The 11,236-nt window shown below is 42.6% G+C and carries 11 protein-coding genes; 3 read left to right on the forward strand and 8 right to left on the reverse strand.

All coding sequences use genetic code 11. The annotated features are described in order from the left end of the window. The first annotated feature begins 58 nt into the window (after positions 1-58). From BEGALDRAFT_RS01780 to msrA, 3 genes are all read left to right on the forward strand, one after another. Positions 59-742 (forward strand): Fe2+-dependent dioxygenase, encoded by a 684-nt coding sequence (locus tag BEGALDRAFT_RS01780; protein WP_002683066.1) that lies wholly within the window; start codon positions 59-61, stop codon positions 740-742. A gap of 77 nt (positions 743-819) precedes the next feature. Continuing rightward, a complete protein-coding gene (locus tag BEGALDRAFT_RS01785) occupies positions 820-1,560 on the forward strand; it encodes a PepSY domain-containing protein (RefSeq protein ID WP_002683068.1) in 741 nt (246 codons plus the stop codon). A 373-nt stretch (positions 1,561-1,933) separates the two neighbouring features. Continuing rightward, entirely contained in the window at positions 1,934-2,404 is a 471-nt protein-coding gene (gene msrA / locus BEGALDRAFT_RS01790; protein WP_002683070.1) for a peptide-methionine (S)-S-oxide reductase MsrA, read from the forward strand. 266 nt (positions 2,405-2,670) lie between these two features. Here the strand turns inward: msrA and BEGALDRAFT_RS01795 are convergent, their stop codons facing one another. The 8 genes from BEGALDRAFT_RS01795 to BEGALDRAFT_RS01830 all read right to left on the reverse strand — a co-directional run. Next, a complete protein-coding gene (locus BEGALDRAFT_RS01795; protein WP_002683072.1) occupies positions 2,671-3,666 on the reverse strand; it encodes a hypothetical protein in 996 nt (331 codons plus the stop codon). Positions 3,667-3,711: 45 nt separating this feature from the next. Further along, a complete protein-coding gene (locus BEGALDRAFT_RS01800; protein WP_002683074.1) occupies positions 3,712-4,248 on the reverse strand; it encodes a thermonuclease family protein in 537 nt (178 codons plus the stop codon). Then, entirely contained in the window at positions 4,208-4,747 is a 540-nt protein-coding gene (thpR, locus tag BEGALDRAFT_RS01805) for an RNA 2',3'-cyclic phosphodiesterase (RefSeq protein WP_002683076.1), read from the reverse strand. Before thpR ends, BEGALDRAFT_RS01800 begins: the two co-directional genes overlap by 41 nt. Positions 4,748-4,873: 126 nt before the next feature. Further along, the gene (locus BEGALDRAFT_RS01810) at positions 4,874-5,758 is read right to left on the reverse strand and encodes an HlyC/CorC family transporter (RefSeq protein ID WP_002683077.1); all 885 of its coding nucleotides are present in this window, start codon (positions 5,756-5,758) and stop codon (positions 4,874-4,876) included. Further along, positions 5,755-6,243, reverse strand: a complete 489-nt coding sequence (gene ybeY / locus BEGALDRAFT_RS01815) for an rRNA maturation RNase YbeY (RefSeq protein ID WP_002683079.1) — start codon at positions 6,241-6,243, stop codon at positions 5,755-5,757. Before ybeY ends, BEGALDRAFT_RS01810 begins: the two co-directional genes overlap by 4 nt. 132 nt (positions 6,244-6,375) lie before the next feature. Then, positions 6,376-7,392, reverse strand: a complete 1,017-nt coding sequence (locus BEGALDRAFT_RS01820) for a PhoH family protein (protein ID WP_002683081.1) — start codon at positions 7,390-7,392, stop codon at positions 6,376-6,378. 35 nt (positions 7,393-7,427) lie between these two features. Next, positions 7,428-8,753 (reverse strand): tRNA (N6-isopentenyl adenosine(37)-C2)-methylthiotransferase MiaB, encoded by a 1,326-nt coding sequence (gene miaB / locus BEGALDRAFT_RS01825; RefSeq protein WP_040294846.1) that lies wholly within the window; start codon positions 8,751-8,753, stop codon positions 7,428-7,430. Positions 8,754-9,337: 584 nt separating this feature from the next. Further along, positions 9,338-11,236: alkaline phosphatase D family protein (locus tag BEGALDRAFT_RS01830; protein ID WP_002683085.1), on the reverse strand; the 1,899-nt coding region annotated here is incomplete at its 5' end.

The raw sequence follows: 11,236 nt of genomic DNA on the forward strand, positions 1-11,236 counted from the left end.
GAACACAACGCAAAGTAAGCAGGATAACAATAAATGATTAAAAACAAATCAACTCATTATGCTGTTATCTATTCCAAACGTACTTAATCCAGAACAAATTAAATACTGTCGTGAACGCCTTGCAAGCACAGGCTGGGTTGATGGACGAGTCACCGCAGGCTATCAAGGCTACCAAGTTAAAAATAATCAACAACTGCCCGAAAATTCCCCCATAGCCAAAGAACTCGGCGACCTGATTTTAAGCGCGATTGAACGTCATCCCCTATTTATCAGCGCGGCACTGCCCTTGCGCGTCTATCCGCCCATGTTCAACTGCTACGCCGAAGGTATGTATTTTGGCAACCACATCGACAACGCCGTGCGCATTATCCCCAATAGCAACGGACAAAAAATCCGCACCGATGTATCCGCTACCCTCTTTCTTGCAGAACCCGACGAATACGACGATGGCGAATTGCTCATTGAAGACACCTACGGCGTAAACGCCATTAAATTACCTGCGGGACACATGGTTGTTTACCCCTCCACCAGCTTGCACCGTGTTTCCCCCGTCACCCGTGGGGCGCGTATCGCCTGTTTTCTCTGGGTACAAAGCATGATACGCCACGACGCACAACGCTCAATGCTCTTTGATATGGATACCGCTATCCAACGGCTAAACCAAACCAACGCCGACGAAGCCGCCCGTGTTCAACTCACAGGTTGTTATCACAACCTCCTCAGAATGTGGGCTGATATATGAAAACGATTTCTTTCTACTCAATTGTTTTAGCGACAACTTTCTTAACATCCTGTTGATAATAAAACCAAGGACATTTTATGAGCTTTAAATTCAACGCCCGCACGTGGCACGCATGGCTATCATTCATTCTTGCGATACCCTTTTTAATTGTCGCTGTTACCGCTATTTTTCTCTATCACGGGCAAGCTCTCGGTTTTCGAGACAAAATGATAAATGTCAGTTGGCTACCCGCCTACAGCGACGCGCCCCGCAATGACCCACAAAGCGACATCCGCATTTTTCTACCTGTCACTGATGGCGCGTGGATAGGCACAGCAGGCGGATTAGTTCGCCAAACGAGCGACAATGTGCAACTGCTTCCCCAATTTGCAGGGCAAGAAATTCGCAATTTATTCCAATGGACAGGGAAAACCGTTGTTTTAACGCAACAAGGCTTATGGCTAGAAAATAACAATGAATGGAAACGCATCAGCCCACGCGGATTTATTACCAGCGCATTTGTAGCGGGGGAACAACTCTATTTAGTCTTACGTGGCAAACCGTTGCAAACGACAAACGATGGTGGGCAAACATGGGTAGATGTAACACAATTTAAAGACACACTGGCTAAATTACCGCCAAGCGAAGCAAAAGCGGGAGAAATCAGTATTGCACGATTTATCCGAGACTTACACACAGGCACAGCGATTGTGGGACACGATGCCGAATGGCTTTGGGGCGATATTATCGCCGCGATTTTCCTCTTTTTAATTGGAACAGGGATTTATTTATGGTGGCGCGGACAATTACGCCGTTTAATCTCTAAATTCCAATCCTAGAATTTTTTATAAAAACGTCTTATCTCCTACGCGCTTTAACCTTTGATTCCCACTTGTTACGACAGGTGGGAATTTTTTTTATCAACGCAAGCGTTGTAATATTTTTGATAGCAACCTGAGTTCGGCGAGTTTTTAAAAAAAGACAACAACTTGTCTGAATCAAAATTCACAGAATTTTCAGAATTAGCAGGATTAAAAAGCGTGATTCACCTTAGTTTTTTGGTTTTAGGGTTTTAAATCTTGTTAATTTTGAAAATCCTGATTCAGGAAATTTAGATTTTACTTGTTTAGGATTACCATTAATAACCTTGATAAGAGCAGCAGTAAACACAATTTCATCATCACGATAATTTCCTAACAGGAGCGCATTATCATGTTAGAAAAAGCAACATTTGGCGCGGGATGTTTTTGGGGTGTAGAACATCGTTTTCGTCAAGTCAATGGGGTTGTTAATACAGCTGTCGGTTATGCTGGTGGACATTTAGCTAATCCAAGCTATGAAGATGTTTGTACAGATAACACAGGACATGCAGAAGTTGTGCAAATTGAGTATGACCCTGAACAAGTCAGTTATGAACAGCTTTTAACCATTTTTTGGAACAATCACAACCCAACGACTTTAAACCGCCAAGGGGTTGATATTGGCTCTCAATATCGTTCGGTGGTGTTCTTTCACACGCCAGAGCAACAGGCAAAAGCAATGGCTTTTAAAACAGAATTGGATAAAAGCGGGCGTTATCGTTCCCCTGTCGTGACTGAAATCGCACCAGCACCGACTTTTTATCGAGCAGAAGAATATCATCAGCAATATTTAGCAAAGCGTGGGCTTGCTCATTGTTCTTAAAACAACCTGATTTCGGTGATTTTTATAACAGAGACCTGCTAGATTTTTAAAACTTAGCAGGTCTTTTTTTGTCTGAATCAGAATTCACAGAATTTTCAGAATTAGCAGAATTAAAAACAATTAAAAACATAATTTTTTATTCTTTTAATTTTCTTGTCTTTTTAATTCTGAAAATTCTGATTCAGACAATCTTTTAATCCTGATTCAGACAAGCTGTTGTCTTTTTAAAAGAAACTCGCCGAACTCAGGTTAGGTAATATCCCACATTATTCCACTTTCACATCCAGTGCGTCGATGGTTTTATAAATTAACGCGCCTTTCTGTTCTGTATTTAATATCCTTCCTGTAATCAGCAGAGATTTACCAACAAAGTCATTACGTTGTTCGTCCAAGCGTTTTGGATAACGTTTGAGTAAATAAATGGTGTTGGTTTCTTCACTGGAAAGTAGTGAAAAGCCGTCGCTGTCGAATTCTAATTCACCACGAATACTGAGGTTGCTTTCACCGCTTTTGGTTTTATCTGTTTTATCGTTGCTGTTTGTGCTGGGGTTAGTGGTTTCTGGTGTTGGGTTAGGTTTGTTATTGCTGGAAAATTTCTCACTGGAAATCTTATCCGCATTGTTTGTGGTGGTGGAAAATTTTTCTTTATCCCCTGTATTTAGGGAGAAGTTGTTACTGGGTTTTGTTGTGCCTGCGGGGGGATAGTCACGTAAATATAAGCGAATATCAGCAAAGGTTTTATAACGGCTAATGGCTTGACTGTGGGCGTTATCAACTTGCCAAGTGGTAGCAGTGCTGATGATTAATAGGTTGTTGTAGTTGTAATTACCGACACTGGTCTGGCATTGATTCACGGCAATAATATCCATTTGTTTATCGCTGTTTACATCTTCAAAACCGACTGCTAATAGTTTACAACCTGCGCCTAACGCGCTGTTTTTGATGGTGTCAAATTGGTAACGGATTGAGCCATCAGTTGCTGTGAGTAGAAAGGAGGTTCTTTCTGCTTTGGCTTGATAAAGGGTTAGAAAACAACTTTCTCCAAAATTTGGTAAGTTTAGGGAAAATGTTTGTTCTTGGACTAATTTCGCGTCGGGATATAGTTTATTAAATGTGTTGTTGTTCAACGCTCGGCAAGTTTGGTGGTCTTTATTGACATAGCCCGCTTGAACCGTGTTGAGGGAAAAAGATGCGCATAGTAGCAGGGTTATGGCTTGTGCACTGTGTTTAAAAAAAGAGGGTAAAACAGTTTGCTTATTCATAAGAGGTGCTCCGTAATGGGGGGGTAAGTATCGCTTAGAGAGTAATTAACGCCGTTTTCCTGCTCGCCAATCCCATGGGGCGATGGGGTTGGTGGCTGCCCATAGACCAACTTTTTTAGCACGGGCGGTTTTTTCTAGGGTTTGTAAATTTTTATCAGTGCTGTCGGTGAGTACCCATGCTAAGCCTTTTTGGACTTGGTTGGCACTGATATCAACCTTATTGACATATACCCGTGCGATGGATTGGCGGGTGTCTGCCTTTTCAATGACTACTTGTACTGTTTTATCGAAAACAAGGTTGAATAAGTTTTGTTTGGCGGCAAGTCCTGAGGGTTGGGTATTTTCGGGTGCGTCTATTCCTGCTAGACGGACGGTGAATAGTTTATTTTTGCTATCTAGTAATGACAGTGTGTCGCCATTTTCAATTGAAAAAACAGCCGCTTTTATGCCTGTCATTTGGGTATTGCTTTTAACATTATTGTTGCTACTACAAGCGGTTAAACTGGTAAAGCTGAGTAATAAGAGGGCTAAAAATAGGGTGTTAAGGTGTAGTTTGAAACTGCCAGCGTTGAATAATTTCATAACGATTCTTGGTTGATTGTGGGTTAGAACGAACAAGACAGAATTCTTGGGCTTGCCATATAAGGGGGTCTATTGTTGGGTAATTTAAACAGGGTGTTGCATGACGGTATAGGGTCATATGGGCACGATACGGGCGTTTTTCTGCTTGGTAAGCACAATGTTGTGTCAGTTTATCGGTAAGCTGTTGTACTAGTTGGTTAAGTGCGGGAATAGGCTCATCAGGCGCAAGCCAGAGAATACGGGGTTTTTCCCAATAACCAAATTGGTTAAGAGATACTGCGAAAGGAGTTGCTCGAATGTTATCAGCAACTTGTTGTAAGCAAGGTATCTTTGCAACAGGAATATCGCCTAAAAAAACTAGCGTGATGTGTAAATCTAGGTCGTGTAGGGGTTTGCCTGTTTGTCCCTGTGTCAGGGTTTGCGCAAGTTGGGCGATTTGGTCGTGGAGTGTTGGTGGGGGAAAGAGGGCAAAAAACAGGCGTTGTGAGAGTTCGGGCATTCCGTTCTCCTGTTGTGAGTAGCTGATTTTATTTTTAATAAGGGTTTTAGCATGATAAAAAAAGGTGTATGACGGTTATGTGCATACACCTGATAGTTTATTGATTGAGGGTTTGTGTTGGTTTAGTTATAGGTCGATATAGTCTTCGTCAGTAACAGGTGGGTAGGCAAGGCGTTTGACCCGTAAAAGATGGAGGCGACGGCTATTTGAGCGGATAACTTCGAATTCTAAGCCGTCTAGGATGGTTTTTTCGCCACGTTGGGGGAGGTGTCCAAAGGTGTTGATGACAACCCCGCCGATGGTGTCAAATTCTTCATCGCTAAAATTGGTTTTAAAGTAGTCGTTGAATTCTTCGATAGGTGTGAGTGCTAAAACGGAATAAATATCTGTTTCTCTTGGCTTAATATAGACTTGGTCGTCAAAATCGTGTTCATCGTCGATATCGCCAACGATTTGTTCGATAACGTCTTCAATGGTCACTAAGCCTGCAACGCCACCATATTCGTCGACAACGATTGCCATGTGGTTGCGGCTGGTGCGAAATTCGCGCAGTAGGATATTGAGGCGTTTGCTTTCTGGAACAAAGACTGCGGGGCGCATTAAATCGCGGGGGTTGAAGTCGTTAGGTTTGCCTTGGGCAAAGTATTCGAGGAGGTCTTTTGCTAGAAAAATGCCTTGTACGTCGTCTTTATTCTCGCCGAGCATGGGAAAACGTGAATGTCCTGATTCAATAACGGTGCGCATCATGTCCTCTGGGGTGTCATCTAGGTAGAGGGCTATCATTTGGGCGCGTGGAATGATGATGTCACGCACTTGCATTTCTGAAATGGCTAACGCGCCTTCAATCATGTTGAGTGTGTCTGTATTGAAGAGGTTACGTTTTTGTGCGTCACGAAGCAGGGTAATGAGTTGTTCTTTATCTTGTGGTTCGTTAGCAAGGACTTGGCGTAAACGACCAAACCAAGAGAACATGAGGGAGTTTGCTTGAGGAGCAGGGGGGACGGCGTTCATGGCTTATCTATCGTGTTATAGGGATCGGAGTAACCTAGTTGTTGCAGAATTTGAATTTCTAAGGCTTCCATTTCATTTGCTTCTGCTTCGTCGATGTGATCATAGCCAATGAGGTGTAGCGTGCCATGAATAACCAAATGTGCCCAATGGGCAAGCAGGGGTTTTTCTTGTTCGCTGGCTTCATGAGCAACAACAGGGGCGCAGATGATAATGTCTCCCAAGAGGGGGAGTTTTAAGCCTTTGGGGGTTTCAAAAGGAAACGATAAAACATTGGTTGCATAGGCTTTATGTCGCCATGTTTCATTGAGGGTTTTTCCTTCTGTTTCGTCAACAATGCGAATGGTTAGCGCGTTTTTACGGCTGATTTTTAGACGGTTTTGTATATCAGGGTGGTGTAAAACAGCATTGACCCAGTCCACGAATTGGCTACGGGTCGGTAGATCGGTCACAGCACAGGCGTATTGAAGGTCAACGTCTGCGTTCATAGATGTCCATTTTTGAGTGGTGCGTATTGCGTTGAGAATAGAAAAGGGGACACTGTACAACAGTGTCCCGCGCTTAATTAATTAAAGTTTACAGTGACATCCAACAGAAAAACAAGTGTTCTCGCCTAAGCCTTATTTTGTGAGCAATTTTTCAGCTTCTGCTTGTTTTTCGGCGCGGTCGTAGGCATTGATGATGCGGGCAACGATGGGATGACGTACGACATCTTTACTGTCAAAAAAGGTAAAGCTCACGCCTTCCACGTCGGGTAAGATTTTAATGACGTGTCTTAAGCCTGATTGCCGTTCATTGGGCAGGTCGATTTGTGTCGCATCGCCTGTAATCACTGCGGTAGAGCCAAAACCAATACGGGTTAGAAACATTTTCATTTGTTCTATCGTGGTGTTTTGGGCTTCGTCTAGGATGATGAATGAGTCGTTTAATGTCCGTCCGCGCATATAGGCTAATGGGGCAATTTCTATCACGCTACGTTCAATCAACTTGGTCACTCGTTCAAAGCCGAGCATTTCATATAATGCGTCGTATAAAGGGCGTAAATAGGGGTCGACTTTTTGGGCTAAATCACCAGGTAAAAAACCTAGTCGTTCACCCGCTTCTACCGCAGGACGCACGAGAATAATACGGCGAATTTGTTCGCGTTCTAAGGCTTCTACTGCGCAAGCAACGGCTAAGTAGGTTTTACCCGTACCGGCAGGACCAACACCAAAGTTAATATCGTGGCGGAATATCCGATTGAGATAGTTACGTTGGTTAATACCGCGACCGCGCACCATGCCCCGACGGGTGCGAATAATCACTTCTGCCCCTTCGGGGTCGTTTAAGTCGGTTGATATTAAAGCATCTTCAAGGCTTGCGGGTTGGGAGTATAAATGTACCCGTTCAGGGTTTAGGGGTTCGTCAGCGGTATAAAGCTGATTTAAAACTTCAGTGACATTTTTCACGGCATTGTCCATACCAACAACCCGAAATTGATGACCTCGGTTGTTGATTTCTACATTAAAACGTTTTTCAAGTTGGCGTAAATGTTCGTCAAACTGTCCACAGAGGTTCGCTAGCTTTTGATTATCAAGCGGTTCTAGCGTGAAATCGTTGACCATTAGCATTTCAGGATTGGGGAGTTGTTTGCTCAAGTGTTACCAGCTTCCTTAAAAGTGCATTGGGGTATTTAGGAGGCTAAGATACCCCGTAATGAATTAGGCAGAGCTTCAGTAATGCGAACATTCACAAATTGTCCGATTAAATTGGGGTCTGCGTTGAAATTAACCACACGATTATTTTCCGTCCGTCCCGCGAGTTGTTGCGGGTCTTTTTTGGACGGACGCTCAACTAAGATTTTTTGTACAGTGCCGACCATCGATTGACTAATAACATTTGCCATGTCCTCTATGCGTTTTTGTAACTCAGCTAAACGCTGTTTTTTAACGTCCATCGGTACATCATCAGGCATACTTGCTGCGGGTGTTCCAGGACGCGCGCTATAAATGAAACTGAATGAGTGGTCAAAGCCCACTTCCTCAATCAATTGCATGGTGGCGCGAAAATCGGCTTCTGTTTCTCCAGGGAAGCCAATAATAAAATCGGAGGATAAACTTAAATCGGGGCGAATTTCTCGCAAGCGTCTGACTTTATGCTTGTATTCTAAAGCAGTGTGTCCGCGTTTCATGCGTGATAGAACCAAATCAGAACCACTTTGTACTGGAAGGTGTAAGTGACTGACTAAAGCAGGCACATCGGCATAAACTTGAATTAAACTGTCGCTTAATTCCATCGGGTGCGAGGTGGTATAACGAATGCGTTCTATGCCTTCAATCGCGGCAACGTAGCTGATTAGTAAGGCAAGGTCAGCAGTATCCCCGTCAGCCATTAACCCGCGATAGGCGTTGACATTTTGTCCTAATAAATTGACTTCGCGCACGCCTTGTCTTGCTAGTTGTGCGACTTCTGCTAGCACATCATCAAAGGGTCGGCTGACTTCTTCGCCACGGGTATAAGGTACGACGCAAAAAGTGCAATAACGGCTACAGCCTTCCATGATAGAAACAAACGCGCTAACGCCTTCCGCTCGTGGTTCGGGCAGACAATCAAATTTTTCAATTTCAGGGAAAGAAATATCGATTTGTGGTTTACGCGATTGTTCAACCGCTTTGAGCATTAAGGGTAAACGGTGCAGGGTTTGAGGGCCAAAAATGACATCGACATAAGGTGCACGTTCTCGAATTGCCGCGCCTTCTTGGCTAGCGACACAGCCACCCACACCAATCATGATATCAGGACGGGCTTCTTTTAAAGAACGCCAAGTGCCTAATTGAGAAAAGACTTTTTCTTGTGCTTTTTCGCGGATAGAGCAAGTATTTAGTAATAATACATCTGCTTCGTTTGGATCATCCGTCGGCTCTAAGCCGTGCGCGACTTGTAGAGCTTGCATCATGCGAGATGAATCATATTCATTCATCTGGCAACCAAATGTTTTTATATAAAGTTTACGTCCCATTGATTTCTTAACAATACCTATCACAGCGAAAAGTTACAGTAAATTATATTCTAGCAAGCTATCGATAGGACGCAAAGTTATCCCTATGTTTTGCGAAATCGTGCTTTAACCTGAGTTAGTCGTGTTTCTTTTAAAAAGACAAGCGTTTGTCTGGATCAGAATTCACAGAATTTTCAGAATTAGCAGAATTAAAAAGCGTTATTCACCTTAAATTTTTGGTTTTAGGATTTTAAATCCTGTTAATCCCGTTAATCCTGAAAATCCTGATTCAGATAATGTTTTAATCTTGTCTGGTGAATTCTTTTTGCGCGTTCTGACAGACCTGCTAGGTTTTCAAAACCTAGTAGGTCTTTTTTTGTCTGAATCAGAATTCACAGAATTTTCAGAATTTTCAGAATTAAAAAGCGTTATTCACCTTAAATTTTTGGTTTTAGGGTTTTAAATCCTGTTAATCCTGAAAATCCTGATTCAGATAATGTTTTAATCTTGTCTGGTGAATTCTTTTTGCGCGTTCTGACAGACCTGCTAGGTTTTCAAAACCTAGTAGATTTCTGTTTTATTTTATAAAATTCGCAATACTGGGGTTAAATTAGGCTCAATTTTCCTGATTTTACTTGAAAACTGAGTGTTTGTACGTTATCACGAATTGCTTGACGATCATTATAATGATTTTCAAAAGCCACTTCTGCGGCTAGTAAGTGGTAATCAACCTCAATCGAGTCTGCGCTGACTTGCATGATAGAAACGCCGTTCGCGTTGCTATTTGCGTAGCTAATCATGGGGTTTGCTCGTCTTAATAAATAATCGATAGATGCGGTAATGGCTTCTACATTACTTAAGCCGATTTCTGTTGCTTGATTACTGGCTAGAGTGGAAAACGTTCCAGATGAAACAGATGTTCCTGTAAACTCGAAAGTTCTTTCGCCATGTTGTGATACGTAACTGGCGTGAATATCTCCTGCAATGCTAACGGTATTGGTTACGCTGTCTAATAATTCAACCAACGCAGCGCGTTTATTAACAAAACCGTCCCGTTGGTCAACGTTGAAATAGAATAAATGACGATAGGCACTGGGTAAGCTATTTAATAAAGCAATAAAATCGGCAGGTAAGCCGTCTGTATTGGCTAAATCCAGTAATAAGCTGGTCAACGAGACTGAACTACCCACCACGCGCCAAGTTTGTGTCGAGTTTAATAACGTATTGCGTAACCATGTCTCTTGGGTTTGTCCTAAACCATTTTGTCCGCTGTCCCCTGAACCCATTAAATATTGATAGTTTGCATATAAATCATAAGATTGTTTAACCACTAAATAGCGCGAGCCTAAAGAGCTAAACAGGGATTGTTTGCCTAAGCCTAAGTAGGATAAACCTCTCGACATGTTCGCTAGTTGTGTATTGTCAAACAAGGGATATGGCGTACTTGTTGTTTGGTTATAGGATTGCAGCAGGTTATTGACAACGGTTGCATCTAAATTACCGCGAATAACGGTTGAAGCACGTTGTTGTGCGTCAGCGGTGGCAATTCCTTCGGCAAGATACGCCTGTGTTACTACAGCAGTTAAAATAACTTTTAATGTGGCTAACTCAGCTAAATCGATATTGAAATAGGGTAAGAAACTATTGCGGACAGTTTGAAAATCTAAACCTTGCGCGCTGATTAACTGTTGTAAGGTTGCCTCGTCTAGCACGACGGTTGCGGGGAATGCATCTTCTCGAATTAAATGATCAGGGCGATAGCTTCGATAATCGGTCATGATTAAATGCAAGTGTTTACCGAAATAAAATTCACGGTAAATCCGATTATTCGGGTATAACGTCGCTTCATTCACACTGATAGAGCCTTCACTCACTTCATCTAGGTCAACAGGCATATATTCCAACCATGCCCGCTCTGCATTTTGTCGCCGACTGATAGATAATTCATTGCGACGCTCATCGAAAGTTGTTGCTGTCGCGCCCCAGCAATCATCGGCAAATTCGTGATCATCCCAGATGGGAATCATGGGCATTGCTTCATGAACTTCTTGCAATAATGCATCACTGCGATAAGTGCGATATAGCTGCCGATAATTATCTAAAGATGCAGCTAAATAATAAGGTTGACCATTACTTGCATACGCAGTAATTGCATTTACTTGGTCAGTGAATTGAATAACGCGCACTCCGCTAGCATTTTGAAAACTAGGGTCGCCTGTACTTTCATAAACATAGTCGCCTAAATGAATAAAAAAGTCGGCTTGCTCATCTAATAATTTTACATAAGGGTTGTAATAACGACCGATATAATCCTGACAACTGACAAATCCAAATTTAACACTGACATCTGCTGTCGACACTGGCGCGGTCTTAGTTTTAGCGGTTTTTGTTGCGTAATAAACCCCATTTTTCAAATATAAAAAACGGTAGTAGTACGTTATTGCGGGAGTTAAACGAATCACTTTCACTTTAACGCAATGGTCATGATTTGCATAAGCGGTTAC

The organism is Beggiatoa alba B18LD, from assembly GCF_000245015.1.
Classification (GTDB): Bacteria; Pseudomonadota; Gammaproteobacteria; order Beggiatoales; family Beggiatoaceae; genus Beggiatoa; species Beggiatoa alba.